Origin of the sequence: Brevibacillus sp. AY1, assembly GCF_029870785.1 — a bacterium.
Classification (GTDB): Bacteria; Bacillota; Bacilli; order Brevibacillales; family Brevibacillaceae; genus Brevibacillus; species Brevibacillus invocatus.
Map to the genome: position 1 here is coordinate 21,056 of NZ_JAFLPN010000013.1, position 18,430 is coordinate 39,485.

At 46.7% G+C, this 18,430-nt stretch carries 18 protein-coding genes; all 18 read right to left on the reverse strand.

Translation table 11 applies throughout. The features are described 5' to 3' along the window. Nucleotides 1-46: 46 nt before the first annotated feature. Nucleotides 47-646, reverse strand: a complete 600-nt coding sequence (locus tag JZI27_RS12560; protein ID WP_280207701.1) for a TetR/AcrR family transcriptional regulator — start codon at nucleotides 644-646, stop codon at nucleotides 47-49. Nucleotides 647-919: 273 nt separating this feature from the next. Next, complete coding sequence (locus JZI27_RS12565) at nucleotides 920-1,933, reverse strand: LacI family DNA-binding transcriptional regulator (protein ID WP_280207702.1); 1,014 nt, start codon at nucleotides 1,931-1,933, stop codon at nucleotides 920-922. Nucleotides 1,934-2,100: 167 nt separating this feature from the next. Continuing rightward, nucleotides 2,101-3,051: a D-2-hydroxyacid dehydrogenase gene (locus JZI27_RS12570; RefSeq protein ID WP_280207703.1), complete on the reverse strand. Its 951-nt coding sequence runs from the start codon at nucleotides 3,049-3,051 to the stop codon at nucleotides 2,101-2,103. 152 nt (nucleotides 3,052-3,203) lie between these two features. Next, nucleotides 3,204-3,569, reverse strand: coding sequence for a RidA family protein (locus JZI27_RS12575; RefSeq protein WP_481752811.1), 366 nt, complete (start codon nucleotides 3,567-3,569; stop codon nucleotides 3,204-3,206). 205 nt (nucleotides 3,570-3,774) lie between these two features. Next, nucleotides 3,775-4,794, reverse strand: coding sequence for a cytochrome d ubiquinol oxidase subunit II (locus JZI27_RS12580; protein ID WP_122911293.1), 1,020 nt, complete (start codon nucleotides 4,792-4,794; stop codon nucleotides 3,775-3,777). Between the two features lie 9 nt (nucleotides 4,795-4,803). Beyond that, complete coding sequence (locus tag JZI27_RS12585; protein ID WP_280207704.1) at nucleotides 4,804-6,150, reverse strand: cytochrome ubiquinol oxidase subunit I; 1,347 nt, start codon at nucleotides 6,148-6,150, stop codon at nucleotides 4,804-4,806. 366 nt (nucleotides 6,151-6,516) lie between these two features. Then, nucleotides 6,517-7,614, reverse strand: coding sequence for a 3-phosphoserine/phosphohydroxythreonine transaminase (gene serC, locus JZI27_RS12590; protein ID WP_280207705.1), 1,098 nt, complete (start codon nucleotides 7,612-7,614; stop codon nucleotides 6,517-6,519). A gap of 245 nt (nucleotides 7,615-7,859) precedes the next feature. Continuing rightward, the gene (locus JZI27_RS12595) at nucleotides 7,860-9,170 is read right to left on the reverse strand and encodes an acetamidase/formamidase family protein (RefSeq protein ID WP_280207706.1); all 1,311 of its coding nucleotides are present in this window, start codon (nucleotides 9,168-9,170) and stop codon (nucleotides 7,860-7,862) included. Nucleotides 9,171-9,281: 111 nt separating this feature from the next. Further along, nucleotides 9,282-9,440: a hypothetical protein gene (locus tag JZI27_RS12600; RefSeq protein WP_280207707.1), complete on the reverse strand. Its 159-nt coding sequence runs from the start codon at nucleotides 9,438-9,440 to the stop codon at nucleotides 9,282-9,284. Further along, the gene (locus tag JZI27_RS12605) at nucleotides 9,424-10,572 is read right to left on the reverse strand and encodes a M20 peptidase aminoacylase family protein (RefSeq protein ID WP_280207708.1); all 1,149 of its coding nucleotides are present in this window, start codon (nucleotides 10,570-10,572) and stop codon (nucleotides 9,424-9,426) included. Before JZI27_RS12605 ends, JZI27_RS12600 begins: the two co-directional genes overlap by 17 nt. A gap of 4 nt (nucleotides 10,573-10,576) precedes the next feature. Then, nucleotides 10,577-11,692 carry an o-succinylbenzoate synthase gene (gene menC / locus JZI27_RS12610; RefSeq protein ID WP_280207709.1) on the reverse strand — a complete coding sequence of 372 codons (1,116 nt, stop codon included), beginning with the start codon at nucleotides 11,690-11,692 and terminating at the stop codon, nucleotides 10,577-10,579. 321 nt (nucleotides 11,693-12,013) lie between these two features. Next, entirely contained in the window at nucleotides 12,014-12,853 is an 840-nt protein-coding gene (locus tag JZI27_RS12615) for a MurR/RpiR family transcriptional regulator (RefSeq protein ID WP_280207710.1), read from the reverse strand. Nucleotides 12,854-13,087: 234 nt separating this feature from the next. Then, nucleotides 13,088-13,828 carry an oxygen-insensitive NADPH nitroreductase gene (nfsA, locus tag JZI27_RS12620; RefSeq protein WP_280207711.1) on the reverse strand — a complete coding sequence of 247 codons (741 nt, stop codon included), beginning with the start codon at nucleotides 13,826-13,828 and terminating at the stop codon, nucleotides 13,088-13,090. Between the two features lie 127 nt (nucleotides 13,829-13,955). Then, the gene (locus JZI27_RS12625) at nucleotides 13,956-15,488 is read right to left on the reverse strand and encodes an amidohydrolase family protein (protein WP_280207712.1); all 1,533 of its coding nucleotides are present in this window, start codon (nucleotides 15,486-15,488) and stop codon (nucleotides 13,956-13,958) included. Between the two features lie 124 nt (nucleotides 15,489-15,612). Continuing rightward, complete coding sequence (locus tag JZI27_RS12630) at nucleotides 15,613-15,873, reverse strand: DUF2573 family protein (protein ID WP_122908142.1); 261 nt, start codon at nucleotides 15,871-15,873, stop codon at nucleotides 15,613-15,615. 90 nt (nucleotides 15,874-15,963) lie between these two features. Then, nucleotides 15,964-16,647 carry a YjjG family noncanonical pyrimidine nucleotidase gene (locus JZI27_RS12635; protein ID WP_251245435.1) on the reverse strand — a complete coding sequence of 228 codons (684 nt, stop codon included), beginning with the start codon at nucleotides 16,645-16,647 and terminating at the stop codon, nucleotides 15,964-15,966. Nucleotides 16,648-16,722: 75 nt separating this feature from the next. Beyond that, a complete protein-coding gene (locus tag JZI27_RS12640; protein WP_280207713.1) occupies nucleotides 16,723-17,718 on the reverse strand; it encodes a methyl-accepting chemotaxis protein in 996 nt (331 codons plus the stop codon). Next, complete coding sequence (locus tag JZI27_RS12645) at nucleotides 17,715-18,404, reverse strand: CHASE3 domain-containing protein (protein WP_280207714.1); 690 nt, start codon at nucleotides 18,402-18,404, stop codon at nucleotides 17,715-17,717. The genes JZI27_RS12640 and JZI27_RS12645 overlap by 4 nt, the downstream gene beginning before the upstream one ends. Nucleotides 18,405-18,430: the final 26 nt, after the last annotated feature.

Sequence of the window (18,430 nt, forward strand, 5' to 3'; positions counted from 1 at the left end):
TGAAAGGATTATGCAACTACTTGCTCTACTGTAATCCTTGGACTTTTTATGCGGACTTTTTTACCATACCGTGCAGAAATATGCCTATAGCCGATTGATATAAGGCCAGTGCTTCATCCAGAGTTAATTTTCGAGCCATCTGACTAAGGCCTAAAAAGAGACTTTCCAATGTGATAGCGACATGTTCTACATTTTCCGATTTGAATTCTTGGTTTTCTATTCCCTGTGAAATGAGCTTTCGAAAGAACTGCAGGTGATTTTCTACCAACTGGGCAATACGTTCCTCCCCTTCAGGAGAGATTTCATCACTATTGAAAAATTCATCGGACGCCTTGGTAAGAGGATGGTTCATATCATCGCGGACCAAATGATCCGTCATGCCGTACAGCTTCTCAGCGACCGACGTATACTGGGCCTCTTTTTGACTCCATTGCTCATCCCATTCGCGATCCCAATCTTCAAGTAAGGTCAGAAACAACCCTTCCTTGCTTTTAAAATGGTAGTAGATATTTCCCTTGCTGCTTCCAGTAGCCGCGACGATATCTTCAATCGAGGTGGCCTTGTAGCCCTTCTGAACGAATAATGCCCTGGCAGCATCAACAATTCGCTTTTTCGTCTGTTCGCTTTGCAATTGCTTCTTGTTCATTTTCGCCACTCCGCTCTTCTTCTTGATGATTTATGGATATGATGTCAACAAACATACTGAACGTTCATTCTGTATCTTATCAAATGCGAAGAACCTGTTTCAATCTTTTTCTTGTTATAGCGTGAGAACAAAGGTAGCTATTATTGTTCCATGAGTTAAAGAAGGTCTCGTGCATGATGTGCGCAAGCGCTTGCCCAAAATGCAGAAAGTATAAAAAAGCGATCCTCCTCCAGCACCTTCTTGTGCATGGAATATGGATCGCTTGTCATATCTCTACCTTGCAGATTCCCATTTCTTCGTCGAACCCCGAACAATTAGCTCAGGAGCCAGGAAAACCCGCTGCTTGACAGCTTTCTCTCCTTCCATTTCTCGCATGAGAAGCTCCACCACTTGTCGTCCCATCTCTTGGATCGGCTGAGCGATGGTGGTCAGTGGCGGATCGACAACGGCAGCCAGAATCGTATTGTTGAAACCCACGACAGACAAGTCTTCGGGTATTCTCAGCCCAATTGTTTTGGCCGCCTGGTATACTCCGATAGCCAAGCTATCGCAACTCGTGAAAATGGCAGTCGGTCTGTCTGAGGAAGAGAGGATCTCAAGCGCTTTTTGCCTGCCATCTTCCATGGTTGAGTCCGTTTCGATCACCCATTCTTCATGTAAAGCAAGCCCGTTTTCTGCAATGACCTGACGAAATGCCTCATAGCAGAGCTTATTACTCGCATGACTGCGATTTCCCGTCATGATCGCCAGTTTTTTATGGCCTAACTGCACGAGGTGAGAAACCGCCTGATGGCCGCCGAGAAAGTAATCGACCAACACAGCATCGATCCTCCAATCCGGTTGATCATACGCGATCCGTGCCACTGGCAGCTTCTCCTGCAGGTATTCTTCTATTACATACGGGTTTCCGCTGATGGTTCCGATGATGATACCGTCCACGCTTTTTTGCTTCAAAAGGTCGAGGTACATCTCTTCCGTGTCCGGATTATTCTCCGTATTGCAAATCAGCAGACTAAAGCCGATCTCCCTGCACTGATCCTCTATTCTTCTTGCTATTTCAGCAAAGAACGGATTGGCTACATCGGGTATGATCAATCCAATTGTCCCTGTACGCTTTCCAGTCAATGCCGTAGCCACCAAGCTGGGCTGATATTCCAGAGCTTCGATGACTTCCAGCACTTTTTTTCGGGTCTTGTCACTGATTCGCCCGGTGTTATTGATGACTCTGGAAACGGTTGAAATGGATACGCCAGCTTTTTCAGCAACATCGTATATGGTTGTCTTCATCGTCTCATCCACTTTCGTCCGAGGTTCTCCTCTTCTTTGCGCAACAAGAAATATCAATTTGCGCAAATGAAAAGGAAAGCGCTTGCTCCTTCATCTTTCAGTTTACAGACAAATCCAGCAATGCGCAAACCATTTTCAGAAAATGAGTACGAAAGGAATGCTCGAAATTAATAGCCAGCTTTCCGATTGACGACTCCCAGCAACGCATCCCCATTCTGGTATCGAGTCAAATTGGAGAGCAGGTATTGTCCTAATCTTTCTTTTGTACTCGGACCGGACATATGTGGTGTGATATAGACATTGGGCAGCTCCCAGAGCGGACTTGTTTCCGATAGTGGTTCTTGTTGAAAAACATCCAGAATAGCAGCACGCAAATGACCTGTACGCAATACGTCGATAAGCTCGTCTTCGGCAACCAAATGACCCCGACCGATGTTGACCAGGCTAGCAGTGGGTTTCATTGCCATCAGGACATCACGATTGACGATATGCCGCGTTTGTTCGGTAAGTGGCAGGATCAAGAGCAGAATGTCCAGGTCTTTAACAAAATCCATCCATTCATCCGGACCATAGTGACGATCTACCAGATGAGCTTCCTTGCCGCTGTAGCTCAAACCATATACTTGCATATCGAAAGCTCTTGCCTTGCGGATGGCCTCTTTTCCGATAGAGCCAAGGCCTGCAATCCCAATGGTCTTTCCTTGCAAGAGTTCAGTCACAAAGGGTTGCCAGCTTTTTTTCTTCTGCGCTACCTGGCTTCTGGCTATATCCTGGTACACATACAACAGCTGTGCAAATACATATTCGGACATCGGACCACCAAACTGATCCACTACTCTGGAAATGGTAACACCCTCCGGGATTGAGGTCGAGCGCATCAGATCATCGACACCTGCGCCGAGAGACTGGATCCATTTCACAGACTTTCCCGCTGGTTTTTCAAGCAAATGGAGCGGAAATTTCCATTGCATAAGAATTTCCGTATCCTGCAATTTTTCTTCTGCTTCTTCAGGAGTAGAAGCTGAACAAACCGACGTGTATCCATCCTTGCGAATCAAATCTGCGTACAATTCTGCTTCGGATGGTGTATAAATCATAATTTTCGATGCTTTATTCATGTGGCTTCCCCCATTTTCAGACAAGTCATTTCTATGAATACATTCATTATAATAGAATTCTTTCAATAGGGTACATGCTGGTATAAAAGCCAAAAACGAAGATGGCCGATTTTTCCCAAATCAGCCACCAAATACTTGAATCGAATTTTTTCTTATTGAGCGGGTGCCGCTATGGCTTCTATTTCAATCAAAAACTCCTCTTTGACCAGCTTGCTCACCTCGACAGCCGAACTGGCAGGAGGGTTTTCCGTATGGATGTATAGATCGCGAATGTCTCTGACGATTTGAATCTGGGAAATGTCCGTCATGAAATACGTGAATTTTACTACATCATGAAAGCTGGATCCTCTGTCTTCCAATGCTGCTTTGATATTTTCAAAAACTTGCCTGGTTTGTGCCGCTAGATCCCCGATCCCCACCATATTCCCTTCTTTGTTTACTGCAACCTGGCCCGAAATATAGATCATCCGACCACTGTTTACTTCTACCACGTTCGTATACCCGGAAGATTTCGGCATTGTGTCCGGATTTCGATATGTAATTCTGTTTTGGATAGACAAGCTCATCCCTCATTTCGTCCAAATATTCCCTATTATAATACTAGTCTACACCTTCTGTAACCACATGAGTTTCTCAATGAACTCGATTCCATTCCTATGCGAGGTTTATGCCAGAAAAGACAAACTGCCAACGAAGGTCGCTGACAGTTTTATTCATACACCCTTAGGTCTGTTTTTTTCCCTGTACATAATTCGCACTGAAGATGAACAATCGCATGAGGAGGATCAAGGAAGGGACAAGCAGGAGGATTCCCCCGATAAACGCTACAATCAATGCCAGTCCCATCGCCTCGCTGGTCACTCCAGACTCGATGGTCAGGTACGGATAGAGCAAATACGGCATATGGGATCTTCCGTACCCGAAGAAAGCGAAGGCAAACTGCAGCATGACGAAGAAAAAAGCGATCCCGTACCTTTTTCGTTGTATGATGAGTGCCAGAGCGACCAAAAAGCAACCAAGTGATACCATGAACATCCAACTGATGGCAAGCATGCGATCAAAATGCTCGGGATTGTGATTGCGCAGTGTAAAGAAAGCCAGAAAGCTCATGAAAATGGTTGGCAAGCTGTTGTAGAGCGCAAAGCGTCGCAATAATTCTCTTGCTCCCGTATCCTTTGCCCGATCCGCATAGTACGTGAGAAATGTTGCACTAATGAACAGAACACTGACGATTGCCAGAATCACAACTACCCACGCGTAAGGACTACCAATCAGTTTACCCAAGAGCAGTTCGACATGCTGCCCCTCTGCAACAATGAATCCCCCTTCTGAGATCGTGAGGAGAGTTGCCAGCGATGCTGGAATCAAGAGCCCTGTTACGCCGTATATGAACAGATAGGCGATATTTTTACGTGCTCCGTAATTGGCAAATGCATAAAACGAGCCACGCAAAGCGATCAGCAAAAGCGCAACACTTCCGGGAACAAGCAAGGCGATGCCGTACATAAAGGCAACATCCGGAAAAAAACCAATCACCGCGTAGACGAAAAAAATCAGGAAAACGTTCGTCACTTCCCACACGGGAGATAGATAGCGATCAATAATAGGATTGATGATGTGGTCGCGTTTGGTCACCTTCCCGTAAAAAGAGAAAAATCCTGCTCCAAAATCGACAGAAGCCACGATGAGGTATCCATATAGAAAAATCCAGGCAATCACGATCCCGATTCGGTGCAGCTCCATGATAACCTCCTACAAAATGATCTTCTTGTCCTCGAGCTCCATTTCAGGTGTGGTCTTCTTGAACAAACGAATCAAGACGATCGATACCAGCACTGCGAGGAAAACATACAGCAGGTTGAAGAGGATAAACATCTCCATCAAGTGCGCTGCAGGTGTCGCTGCATGACTGGTTTGAAGATACCCTCTCAATATCCACGGCTGCCGACCGGATTCAGCAAATATCCAGCCAAACTCAATGGCGAGGATGGACAGGGGACCACCCGCTATAATGCCGAACAGGAGTGGCCGATTCCATCTCGAGAACCTTCGCAGTTTCCCTCTTTTGTGAAAAAAGGACAGGACTACAAACACGAGCGAGATGACAAACAAGTACGCACCTAGACCCACCATGCCATCGAAAAAGTAATGCACATACAGTGGTGGCCACAGCTCCCTTGGAAATTGATCTAATCCAATGACCACGGAGTTGGGATTTCCATTCGCCAATATGCTTAACAGCATCGGTATTCCCAGTGCATACTCCACTTCTAAGGTGTCCTCATTCACGATTCCGCCGACAATCAGCTTTGCTCGGGACTCTGTTTGGAAATGCCATTCCCCTGCTGCCAATTTCTCAGGCTGGTATTCGGCTAAAAACTTTCCGGACAAATCGCCGATGGCCGTATTCAGCAATGAGAAGAGCAAGGCGAAAAACATCGTAAAACCAAGCGCTTTCTTGTAGTATTCATGCTCTTTCTTTTTAAAGAGATGGTAGGCTGCGATTGCCCCTAACACAAAGGAAACGGTCAGAAATGCGGAAGAAAGCACATGTGCTACCTTGGAAGGTGTAGCGGGATTAAACATCGCCAACCACGGATCGATTTTGGTCAGTACGCCATCTTCCAGCGTAAAGCCTTGTGGTGTATTCATGAAAGCATTCACAGTAGTGATAAAAAAAGCCGAGCCAACGGAACCCAGTATAATGGGAATCGATAAAATCCAATGTGTCCAAGGATTTTTGAAGCGATCCCAGGTGTACAGATATATTCCCAAGAAGATCGCTTCAAAGAAAAAAGCGAATGTCTCCATGAAAAGCGGCAATCCAATGACTTTACCAGCAAGCTGCATGAAGCCCGGCCAAAGAAAGATGAGTTGAAGGGCAATGCATGTCCCTGTCACTACCCCGACTGCTACGGTGATGACATAGCCGCGCGACCATCTTCTTGCGAGCAAGAGATAGTGTGCATCCTTCTTCCATATGCCGATACCTTCAGCTGCCGAGATAAAGAGTGGAATCCCTACGCCCAATGTGGCGAAAATAATGTGGAATCCAAGCGTCGTAAAAGTCAACAATCGAGCCAAGAGTACTTGATCCAAGACATTCTTCCCCTTTTCGTTTACCCTTTCATCCACTTCATGAACAATGAGATCAGCAAGATCACGGATATGACAAAGCACAGAGCTGCCAGCTTTAGTTCCTGCTTTTGAAAAGATTGCATATAGAAGCCCTCCGATCCATGCCTTCATTTTCCCCACAACTCACTCAAATATGTAGGATTTACCAAGTCGTTCGACCTTTTCTTACAAAAAGGCTTTTAACTTAGAAAACTTGGCTACGCCAAGCTTTTGGCGGAGCCTTAGTTGCACTTATACTATCTTCCGCTAATCTTTTTAGCGCTTTAGCGCACTCAACACTTTCCGATAGTACAAAAAAAGACCCTACAAGAGGGTCTCTTTCGAATATCAGCTATTTGCTTGTTGAAACGAAACCATAAACTGGCTCAATGCCTTGCATGCTTCATACGGAACCGCGTTGTAAGCAGAAGCACGGCATCCACCTACAGAACGGTGGCCATTCAAGCCTACAAAGCCTTCTTTCTTGGCTTCGGCGAGGAATTTTTTCTCCAATTCCTCATCCTTGACTCGGAAGGTCAGATTCATCAAGGAACGGCTGTTCACATCAGCATGTCCATAGTAAAATCCGTTGCTTTGATCGATGGCATCATAGATCAGTTTGGCTTTTTCTTCATTGCGCTTGGTCAACGCATCCAGACCGCCCGTTTCCTCTACCCAGTTGAGCACTTCACCCAGCAGATAAATACCAAAGGTAGGAGGCGTATTATAGAGGGAGTTGTTTTTCGCATGAATGCCGTATTGGAGCATGGTTGGAATTTTTTTGTTCGCCAACTCCAGCATGTCCTTGCGAATAATCACGACAGTCACACCGGATGGCCCCAGATTCTTTTGAGCTCCTGCATAGATCAGTGCGAATTTGTTGACAGCAATCGGCTTGCTCAAAATGTCACTGGACATATCCGCGATCAATGGAACATCGCCGGTATTCGGGAATTCCCTCCATTGGGTACCAAAAATGGTATTGTTGGATGTAAGGTGTACGTAAGCATCAGAAGCCTCGAATTTCACCTCATCAAGACTCGGGATATAGCGATAATTGCTGTCTTTGGAGCTAGCGGCTTGGTACACTTGACCGAACAGCTTTGCCTCGGAAAATGCTTTTTCCGACCACGCGCCTGTCATAATATAGGCAGCCTTCTTTTCAGGTGTCAAAAAGTTCATCGGAACCATCGCGAACTGCGTGCTTCCTCCACCTTGAACAAACAGAACTTCATACTCATCGGAAATGGACATCAGCTTTCTCAGGTTCGCAATGGCCTGGTTGTGTACTTCTTCATACGTTGCGCTTCGATGGCTCAATTCCATAACGGACATGCCGCTGCCACGGAAGTCGATTAGTTCTTGTTGCGCTTTCTCCAAAACGGTCAATGGCAGTGCAGATGGTCCAGCATTGAAATTGTATGCACGTGTTCCTTGATGATTCACAACTCTCACTCCTCTATATCTCTTCTAAGCCCGGTGAAAAATGCATCTACCCAGCAAGTGTTTCTCATCCACGTACTATTATGCACTCTCTTTTCTTATTGTACATAGAAATCCGTACATTTGCAGTAAAAAAAACAAAAAAATTGAGCAAAAACTTAACAAAAGCAGCCGATTGACTGCTTTTGTTAAGAAAACCTAGCTTGATGCTATATCTTAAGAGGCGTAACCGCGTCTGGACTAAGCTATTACGAGCGGTTGTATTGTTCTTCGACGAGCTCCAGAAGCCCTATTTTCCCTAATAATTCAGTCGGTGCCAGGAATGTGACAGTTACGACACCCGGATGGCGACCGATCTGAATCGAACCAGTGATGGTCGCGCGGTTTAGTACCTCGGGAACAGTGATGCCCAAAACTTCCGCTGCACGAGCCAAGCCATTCTCAGTTGCTTCATTTAAGTTGCTACCGGTACCAATAAAGGAGATGGGCAGCGAGTCTTCCAGAGCATCAAGCTCCCAGCCTTTTGCAAATTGTAAGGCTTTTGCCTTCTCTTCAGCCGTGAAAGGCTTTGCCAGATAAGGCAAATCCTCTTCTACTGGCAGCAAAATGGGTCCATCCAGCTTTAAGCCAGGAATGACATGGACTTGTAAGGTTACGATGCCTGCTACATCTGTGGTATGACCGGCAATCTCACCGTCCCCTTGCATCGCGTGCATATCTCCAAGATAGACACCACCGCCAGGCACTTTGACTGGACAAATCAAGATAGCATCCTGTCGAACTCGGTTGATATCCATGTGTCCATCTGTTTTGTACTCCATCAATTGTTCCTTGGTCAGCGCATATTCATGGGGAGCATCGATCAAGAAAGAACCAAAATCCCCGGCGTTATGTGAGTCAGGCATTGGGTGGGACGGTGTCGTCCCCAACTGTCCGAGGAATGGACGCACACGTGCCAAGACTCCAACCAAATCATGAGGCGCAAATGTGACGACAGGATTTTGCATAGATGCTTCCGGTGTGTTCATATAGTATCGGCCATTCTCAGCCACGCGTTCAGCTGCTTGCTTCGGCAGGGTTACGCCGAATTCCTTTTGTTCGTTAAAAGCGATCGTGTATCCATTCGTAAAGGTGAACGGAGTCGTATCTGATCCGCACTCCACACAACGGATGGATTCCGGACCAATCCCTTCAATCCTCGTTTGTGGATAAAGTGTCCCACAGCCTGGACATTTCGCTGCCACGAATGGGTCCCCAAGAAATCTTCCCTCAATCGTTCTTTCGTTTCCGGATGCGGTCACTATCGACGTCACTTCAATCGATTTGATCCGAATGGCAATCGCATCACCTACGTTCGCACCTTCGACGAAAACAGGCTGAGTGACTTCGTGTCCGCCCCTCAGTGCAGGGGTAATCATGGGTCCCCAGCATCCTGGTGTTGTATTGGCGACGATATAACCGCCATCACGCACAGGGCCGAGCATGGGCTGGGCAGGGTCAAGTATTCCATTGATAAAGCTGTTCACATAAACCGTTTGCTGGGCAACTGTCTTTTTCATAACCATCGCTCCTCTTCCGGCTAAATGCTTACAACCCTATTATACATCTTAAAGCCTAGCACTTGGAACGTGCTAGGCTTTATGTCGATGACAAAGTGTAGGCAATTTTGATTACGAACGATGCAGATGGCAAGCAACGAAATGTCCTGCCCCATCCATCGCCTTCATCTCCGGACGCTGCGATTTGCAAATGTCCATCACATGCGGACAACCCGTATGAAACGCACAGCCACTTGGAAGATGGATTTCATAGTCACACTTCTTCTCCATTGGCTGCCATCAGCAATGCCGTTGCCAGTATTTGAGCTCCCGCTACCAGTGCTTTTTTATCAAATGACATGTTGGGGTGATGCAAGCCTGGAGATAGTCCGCAACCCAACCCTAGCATGGTTCCAGCCAGCTGTGGATTGTTGAAGGTATAGAAATGAAAATCTTCACCACCTGGTGAAACACAAGGCTGCGCGACTTTATCTGCTCCCAGCACCTTGGCAATGGCTTGATTCATGATGGCAACAGCCTGCTTGTTCTTTGTTGCGGCTGGTGCAAAACCGACCCATTTCCACTCCATGCTGGATTGCATCAAGGCTCCAACATGCTCAAACAAGTGCTTCAGCTTTTCTTGGAGCTCCGTCATTCCTTCGTTGGTCTGTGCGCGCAAATCCAGCTTGAAGGTAGCACGATCCGGTATGACGTTGGAGGTTTCTCCACCAGCGCTAAACTGCGTCATTTTGACGGAGAAAGGACAACCTGCTTCCAAACGGATGTTTTGCATCACCTGTACCAGAAGCGCAGCTGTTTCGATCACGTTTTTTCCTCGCTCCGGCCTGGAAGCATGCGCCTGAAGTCCATCGATCGTACCATGAAGCGATGCGCTCGCACCGTGCAAAATAGCAGGTGCTGCGGTTCCGTTGTCCAATTCCATGACGGGACGTACATGAACGCCAAAGAGAGATTCGACCCCGTCCAACGCACCATCCTTCATCATCTGCAAAGCCCCGCCTGCCTTTTCTTCTGCTGGCTGGAAGAGGAAGCGAACTGACTTCTTTGGGCGAATGTTCAGCGCCGAAAAAGCCAATGCCGCATATAACGTCATTGTACTGTGGCCATCATGGCCGCAGGAGTGATTCGGTTTCACCACTCCGTCCACTTCCTGCACCAGTGCATCCATGTCGGCTCGCAGCGCGACGATTTCTGGTTGATCGCCTTCAATATCGACTGTTAGACCAAAGTGATCCGGATAGGTCTGCACTTGGAACCCAGCATGCCGCAAGCGTTCAGCCAAGTACTGGGAAGTTTTCTCCTCCTGCCAACTGGGCTCCGCCAATCCATGCAGCTCATTGTATGTTTGGATGATCTCGCCTTGACGTTTGCCGAGGTAGTCAACAATCGCTTGTGCACTCATGGCGTTACCCTCTCGTAACAACCTTGATGGCTGTCGTGTATTTTTCAATCAATTCTGGTACAGGCTTGTAGCCGATCCCTGGTGTATCGGGAACCGTAATGGTCCCGTCTGCATTTACTTCCACCCACGGCGCAATGATATCTTCTTTCCAGTAACGGGAAGAGCCAGCCGTATCTCCTGGCAGGGTAAAGTTCGGGAGTGTTGTGATCGCTACGTTGTGCGCGCGACCTATCCCGGATTCCAGCATGCCGCCGCACCAAACCGGAATGCCTTTTTCCTGACACAGATCATGAATGCGCTTCGACTCGGACAGACCCCCTACACGACCTACCTTGATATTGATGATTCTGGTACTTCCCAGCTCGATCGCTTTGCGTGCGTCCTCATAGGAATGGATGCTTTCATCGAGACAGATGGGAGTATTCAGTTCTTTTTGCAAGCTGGCATGATCGATGATGTCGTCGTGCGCCAGAGGTTGTTCAATCATCATCAAGTTGAACTCATCCAATTGCTTCAATAACGCCACGTCGTCCAGTGTGTACGCAGAGTTCGCATCGGCCATCATCGGGATATTGCCAAAACGCTCACGCAAGCCTCGAATCACTTGAACATCCTTGCCCGGAGCAATCTTGATTTTCATTCTGCGGTAGCCTTGCTCCAAATACTGCTCGACATTGCGATAGAGATCCTCAATGTCCGCCTCAATCCCAAGGCTGATCCCTACTTCGATCTTGTCTTTGGTTCCCCCCAAAGCTTTCGCCAGCGACATGTTGCTTTGCTTCGCATACAGATCCCAGTAGGCAGCTTCGAAAGCCGATTTTGCCATATTATTGCGGCGAATCGGGGCGAACAATTCGTTCACATCATCGGGATGATTGAATTCCCCTTTTTCGAAAATCATTGGGATCAGGAAATCCTCCATCATGTGCCATGCTGTTCCGACTGTCTCTTCACTGTAAAATGGTTGGCCGGAAACCACACACTCTCCATACCCGATGAGATCCTTCGTGTGTACCTCCACCAAGATAAAATCCCGCACAGTCTGCGTACCAAAACTGGTTTGAAAAGGTGCATTGAGCGTCATGCGCATTTTTCGAAGAACGATTTTTTCAGCTTTCATGGATGAACAACTTCCTCTCCATCATCATTTTCGATCTTTAATCAGCTTTCGGGTCCAACAAGTCTCGGATTCGATCCCCTGCCAGATTGATTCCGAGCACGGTAATCAGGATGGCAATGCCAGGCAAGGTTGCAACCACAAAGCAGTCGCGATGTAAGGTCGTCCGGAGCTCATCATGAAATTCCAGCTGCGCGTAGGAGAGCTCACACCATCACCGAGAAAGCTGAGTGAGGATTCCATCAAAATAGCCCGCCCCATAGCCAATGTTGCCAGGACGATCACCGAAGGAAGACAGTTTCTCTCTTCTCTTCTCGACCCATCTTACTCCTCGAACACTTCCCACTGGGAGTACAGCACTTCTACTTTTTTGATTCGATCCTTTGTTTGATCGCTGTACTTTTCTTCGATCCCTGCCATCAACAGATTCAACAGGTTGATGACTGATGCATTCGAGTAGTGACCGGATACGTTGTTAATATCCGTGATAAAGGAAATATCCGATAGTCTGCTAACCGGAGACAATGTCCGATCTGTCGCAGCGACAATACGCGCACCCATTCTCTTGCACGCTTCCGTGATCTGGATTGTTTCCTTCGAGTAACGTGGAAATGAAATAACCACCACAACAGATTTTTCCGTCAAGCTGATGATCCGCTCTTCGATTTCACTGCTGAGTGGAATGATCGATACGTGCTGACGAATCATACTCAACATGAAGTGAAACCAATGTGCTGCAGCATACGAAGCGCGATACCCGACAATCAGAACCTGATCAGCCTGCATCAACCAGTCTACCGCTTTCCAAACGTCCTGATAATTCAACTGGTGATGGGTTTGGCGAAGATTGGCAATATCGCGTTCCAGCACTTTCGCGAAGATGTTGGATTCTTCGTCCTGGTGCGGTGAGTCTTCGATAAAACGTGAGGTGCTGTTTTCCAAGACGTACTGCTGAATAGCCGCTTGCATTTCAGAAAATCCCTTAAAGCCAAGTGCGTACGCAAAGCGGATAACTGTTGTTTCACTGACCTCGGCCTCTCTTCCGATCTGCACTGCCGTGTAGAACACGACTTTTTCCAAGTTATCCAGCAGGAAAGTAGCAACTTTTTTTTGTCCTGAAGAGAGCTGTGAGAATGAACCTTTGACGAGTTGCTCAAACGACATGCATGATCTTACTCCCATTTCGCTAATTTGCAGTATGAAATCCTTCATATTCTATTCGTTGTTGCAGAATATCCTGCATGCGATACCCTAGTTATACCATATTGCTAAAATACGTCAATTACTTTTTAAAAATTTTCTGAATGTTGGGTCGTTTATGATTTGTTCATAGTAAAAAAAGGAAGATGAGCAGTTCTCCACGCCCATCTTCCTTCATGAGATTTTTAATCAATCGTACTAGTTCAATTGAATACCTTGCTCTTTTACGAACTCCTTCATATGCACTCTGCGCGGTTTATTTACATAATGAGCCATTTGCTTGGTCCATCCATCTGTTTGCTTGCCATTCGACCGACGTTCGTAATAAGCGGCCGATAGGCTTTCGTAATCCTCCAACGCTGCTTTTATGCCTTCTTTTTGGTAGCGCTCTTCATGAATGTAAGCTTGCTGAGGAAGACGGGGCTTTTGTTCAACCTCTTGGGCCGGATAACCGAGGCACATTCCCATAATCGGGATGGTCAAAGGTGGCAAATCCAACAGCTCAGCTACTTCACGCGGGTTGTTCCGAATTCCCCCGATCATGACGCCACCTAGTCCATAGGAACGTGCTGCGAGCAGTACGTTTTGAGCAACCAAAGCCGTATCTACAGCGCCTACGAGAAAGTTCTCAACGCCATCGGCAGCAAGCGTCTCCCCGTTCATCTCACACGCCTGCTTCAGCTTGTAAAAATCTGCGCAAAACACAAGAAAAACCGGGCATTCCTCTACCCATTTCTGGTTTCCGGTCATTATGGATAATTGCTTCTTGCTCTCATCGGAACGAACGACGATCACACTGTACGCCTGGACATTGTGGGACGAAGGTGCCCATTGTCCGGAAGTGAGAACATCGGAAAGAATCTCTGGAGAAATCGTTTCATCCGTAAATTTGCGAATGGAACGATGTGATTGGATCAATCGAGTTACTTCTGTGGACATAAATAGCCTCCTTGTGTGTTCGCAATGTAAGATTGAATTTCTAGTTATAAAGTAACAAATTGCAGTCACACTTGCCATCTTTGCAAGGGACCCATGCGATCCGCTTTTATCCAACCTTCTTCCCCAATCACTCTCTCGTTTCAGAGAGCGCTGCGTGTGAAGGAAAGGTTTGCACCATCGTTTGCAAAGTAGATTTATCGAGTAACTGGCCATCCACGACCACGGCTTCAATCAAGCGAGTATGGACGATATCCTCAAGCGGATTCTGGTCAAGGAGAACGAGATCTGCCCACTTTTGTTCCTCAATGCTCCCGGCAGAATCCGCGATTTCCATAAATCTTGCAGGTGTAATAGTAGCTGCCTGTAGCGCTTCCAACGGTGATAAGCCTGCATCCACCAATAGCTCCAATTCGTCGTGGAGAGTAAAGCCAAAAACCTGATTGGGAATCGGCTCCATCTCGCTCCAAAGAGTATCGGTTCCTGCCATGATCGGGACACCAGTCTGATTCAAATCCGCAACCAATGCAAGAAATCGCTCATATAATGGTCTGATGATGGACTTGGAATATTCGAGATTAGCTGTCCCCTTTTCCTGATAATCGGCCCAGAATTGTTGCACGTCGGTTGGTGCATATTGCGAGCGTGAGGGGTCCATGGGGCTTAACAGGTTATGAAAGGTGACCAATGTAGGAACGACATGCGTTTCATTACTCGCTAAAGTTTCAAACAGCTCTTGGGCGATCTGTTCGTCATACGATTGCGCTGCTTCGAGATCTACAGAAAAAATGTAGGGCACATCATTTTGGTATTTTTGCCGAATTAGAGCTTCTTGCTTGGATGAAGCGATCAGAATCCCATAGAGATGTTCAATGCTTCTTTGTCCCATTTCCGAGGCTTCTCTCGCACTGACTGAAAATGGAACATGCCCAGCAATCGGGATACCCTGTTTTTTCGCTTCATCTACAATGGCCACATACATGTTGCGGGGCAAGTACGTATATATTTTGAGAAAATCGACCCCATACTGGGATAGTGCCTGGACAGCGGATTTCGCTTCATCCTCAGATTTCAAGTTGACCTGCATGAGGGTTCCGTCTCCCGATGTTTTGGGCCCGTCCAATGCAGGTCCGGAAAAGAACACTCGCGGAGCCAACTGCCCTGCTGAACTTGTTTTAACCCATCCTTCCATCTGTGAAAGGGAAGCACCCATATCTCTCACACCGGTTACTCCATTGGCCAATAATGATGGAAAAGCATATTTTTCATCATCCAGCAGGTGCACGTGCATATCCCACAAGCCAGGAATCAGATACTTTCCCTCCGCTTGATAAACGTACGATTCTTTTGGCACTAGAGCTTTATCGGTTTGCTCCACTTGAACGATCCTGTTCCTTTCTATGACTACAGTCATGTTCGGCAACAGCTGACCATCCACTACATCCACAATCGTGACATGGGTAAAAGCAAGCGGCTTCTGATCAGCTGTTTCGACTGCAGAAGCTGCTGGAGCGATACTGAAAGCAATAAATGGAAGGAATAACAGGAATTTGAGTTTAGAGAATCGACTTTGTATGGCTTGCTCCCCCCTCGCATATTGCTCAACCCTTATATGTACCACCATGATTGTAACATAAATAAGCGGGATAGTAGGTCTTCTCATCGGTCAAACTGCCACTTTGATCATTTGCAGTGGTCGCAGATGCAAAGGCGATTTGACGATCAACACAATGGCAAAAAACAAAGAACAACTGCTCGCAGAAGTCGAACGGCTGTTCTTTGTTTTGCTAATGCTTTTGATTTTTCGTTTGGTTCCATTGCTTGATTTGCTCGATCATACCACGTATTTGATCGCGTGCTTCGGCATGCTCCGGCTCACTTGCCCAGTGCTGAATGAGTGGCGGCATCACTTTCGTCATCTGGGTATACAGGCACCACACCTTGACCATTTCCACTCGCTCAGGCGTTGCTTCGCCAGTCAAAAGCTCTGTAAACTTATACAAAAGTTCCTCTAGCTCTGGTATCGCTGCCTCTTTTTGGGGTTCCATATGTCAACCTCGCTTTCGAAAACCATCCTGATATTCTACATTCATTGTACCGAATCGGGTCACCAGAAGGAAAGGCGTATGTTGTGAAGCCTACTCCACAATTTTAAGCAAATCGATCAGCTTCTCGATCTCATAGGTTGGTTCAATCCCTGTCGTGTTGTTCTTCTTCCCAGGATTGAACCAGCAAGTATCGATGCCATATCGATTTCCACCTTGAACATCAGAGGTCAGTGAATCCCCGATCATGAGCACATTTGATTTGTCCGTGATGTTCATTTTGGAAAATGCGTAATCAAAAATCTCTTTTTGCGGCTTCTGATAGCCAGTCTCCTCGGAAATAATGATTTGCTCAAAGGTTTGGCAAAGCGGGGAATGGGTGACTCGAGGGATCTGTACTTCTTTAAACCCATTTGTAATGATCCCCAGACGCAAATGGGACAAGGACTTGCACAATTCCTCTGCACCTTCCGTCAAAAAGACACCTTCCCCCAAAAAGCGTAGATAGTCGTGGCTAAAAGCCTCGGCATCTGCCATTACAGCATGAGTATTAAACAAACGCTTAAATCTTTCCACGCGCAATTCTGAAAGTGTGATAGTCCCCTCTTCCAGTTCTCTCCAGATACTTCTGCTGATCTCTTTATAGGTGGTTCGATACAGCTCTGCATCCTGTAGAAGGTGGTAGGCAGCGAATACTTTATCCAAGGCATGCTTTTCAGCCATTTGAAAATCAAACAAGGTATCGTCTAGATCAAATAGAAGAATGTCGTATCTCATGATGTCCTCCATAGATCAAACAGCAAGATCACAATAAATGTGACCTTGCTGTTTGGTGATGTCTTTTGTAAAATACTAAAACTTGAATCCGGATATTTGCTGTTTCATATCATCAGCCAACGAAGCGAGATTCTGTACAGATGAAGTAATCTCTTCTGAAGTCGCCAATTGTTCTTCCGATGCAGCAGAGCTTTCCTGAGACAGCTTGAGCCCGTTCTCCGAAATACTTGCTACTTGTTCAATACCTGCAGCTACCTGGGCACTGAATTCACGAATTTCCTCTACAGACGAGCTTACTTCACGAACATGCGTCGTTACGTTGTCCATGGAAGCTTCAATATTCGCAAACGCCTGTTTTGCCTGTTCCGTATAAGACAAGCCGCCAAGCACCAGTTGATTGCCTTGCTCCATCGACGCAACGGCTTGATTGGTGCCTTGCTGAATCAATTGGACCATCTGAATCACTTGCTCTGCCGAGTGGCGGGATTCCTCTGCCAGCTTTCGTACCTCTTCTGCTACCACTGCAAATCCTTTACCATGTTCCCCGGCTCTTGCAGCTTCGATCGCCGCGTTGAGTGCTAGTAAATTGGTTTGCTCGGAAATGGATGTAATGAGAGACACAATACCCGTAATTTCTTTGGCGTGGTCAGCCAGAGTACGAATGAGGACCGTTGTATCTTCGGTTGACGTATGAATAGCATTCATCTGCGTCAGTACATTGCTGATATAGGTGGCACCTTGCTTGGTCATTTCGGTCGCACTGACAGACGCGCTAAGCATGGTTTCACTTGATTCCGAGATATGAACGACTTCTTCCGCAATCTCTTCTACCTTGGATGCCGTCTCCTTGAAGGTATCCAACTGCTTTTCAGCACCTACCGCATTCTGTTGGGAAAGAAGCGCGACCTGCGCTGCAGATTCGGCACTTTGCTCTGTCGAAGCAGATAGCTCTTCTGTAGAAGCAGCGATGTATTCGCTGGAAGCAGATACCTGCGCCAAGATCTTCTTCAGATCCTCGACCATCTGATTCATAGATTGGACCAACACACCGATTTCATCACGATTTTTCACTCGAAGCGGCTCGATTGAAAAATTGCCATTTGCCAGCTGACGACCGGATTGGAGATGAATCGGCTGATAAACAAACTGATCACAAGCCCGAGCACAAATGCCACGACTGTTGCAATAATCAACATATTGATGATAAAGTTTGACGTCTCTTTTGTCGATACCCGATCGTTGTCCATGACAGTGTTGGCTACATTCAAGATATTATCTGCATGCTCATGAAAAATCTGTCCCGCACTTTCGAGTGAATTATTCTGGTAGGAAATGATAGCTAGTTCTGGGTTGCTCTCCTGTGCAGACATAATATCTTCCATGAGTCTTTGATAGGTTTGATAAGCATTCGCAAGGTCATCGATCTGTTTTTTCGCTTCCTCGTTCGGAGCGGTAGAAGCAAACTGCTCCAGCGCCTTAGCGAAAACTTCCTTAGACTTTGCATACTCCTCGCGATATTCTACTTTACCTGTCAGCAGTAATCCTCTGAGTGCGTTTTCTTGCGTAATGACCTCGGTCTTCAAGCGTTGCACATTTTCAATGACCAAGGAACGTCGATCCAGCAGATTGGAGTAAGAAGAATCGACACTTTGTACCTGTACGATGGAGATCCACGAAACGATCGAAAAAAGCAAAAGGACTGCCATAAAGCCGCCAACGATTTTTTTGGCGATCGTGAATTGAAAAATTTTCTTCATGAATGACTTTTCTCCTATTCCATTAG

Excerpts from the sequence above, each read along its gene's own strand:
- JZI27_RS12560 (WP_280207701.1), bottom strand. The coding sequence starts at position 646 with ATGAACAAGAAGCAATTGCAAAGCGAACAGACGAAAAAGCGAATTGTT.
- JZI27_RS12565 (WP_280207702.1), bottom strand. The coding sequence starts at position 1,933 with ATGAAGACAACCATATACGATGTTGCTGAAAAAGCTGGCGTATCCATT.
- JZI27_RS12570 (WP_280207703.1), bottom strand. The coding sequence starts at position 3,051 with ATGAATAAAGCATCGAAAATTATGATTTATACACCATCCGAAGCAGAA.
- JZI27_RS12575 (WP_481752811.1), bottom strand. The coding sequence starts at position 3,569 with ATGCCGAAATCTTCCGGGTATACGAACGTGGTAGAAGTAAACAGTGGT.
- JZI27_RS12580 (WP_122911293.1), bottom strand. The coding sequence starts at position 4,794 with ATGGAGCTGCACCGAATCGGGATCGTGATTGCCTGGATTTTTCTATAT.
- JZI27_RS12595 (WP_280207706.1), bottom strand. The coding sequence starts at position 9,170 with ATGAAAAAGACAGTTGCCCAGCAAACGGTTTATGTGAACAGCTTTATC.
- JZI27_RS12600 (WP_280207707.1), bottom strand. The coding sequence starts at position 9,440 with ATGGAGAAGAAGTGTGACTATGAAATCCATCTTCCAAGTGGCTGTGCG.
- JZI27_RS12605 (WP_280207708.1), bottom strand. The coding sequence starts at position 10,572 with ATGAGTGCACAAGCGATTGTTGACTACCTCGGCAAACGTCAAGGCGAG.
- menC (WP_280207709.1), bottom strand. The coding sequence starts at position 11,692 with ATGAAAGCTGAAAAAATCGTTCTTCGAAAAATGCGCATGACGCTCAAT.
- JZI27_RS12615 (WP_280207710.1), bottom strand. The coding sequence starts at position 12,853 with ATGTCGTTTGAGCAACTCGTCAAAGGTTCATTCTCACAGCTCTCTTCA.
- nfsA (WP_280207711.1), bottom strand. The coding sequence starts at position 13,828 with ATGTCCACAGAAGTAACTCGATTGATCCAATCACATCGTTCCATTCGC.
- JZI27_RS12625 (WP_280207712.1), bottom strand. The coding sequence starts at position 15,488 with ATGAGAAGACCTACTATCCCGCTTATTTATGTTACAATCATGGTGGTA.
- JZI27_RS12630 (WP_122908142.1), bottom strand. The coding sequence starts at position 15,873 with ATGGAACCCCAAAAAGAGGCAGCGATACCAGAGCTAGAGGAACTTTTG.
- JZI27_RS12635 (WP_251245435.1), bottom strand. The coding sequence starts at position 16,647 with ATGAGATACGACATTCTTCTATTTGATCTAGACGATACCTTGTTTGAT.
- JZI27_RS12645 (WP_280207714.1), bottom strand. The coding sequence starts at position 18,404 with ATGAAGAAAATTTTTCAATTCACGATCGCCAAAAAAATCGTTGGCGGC.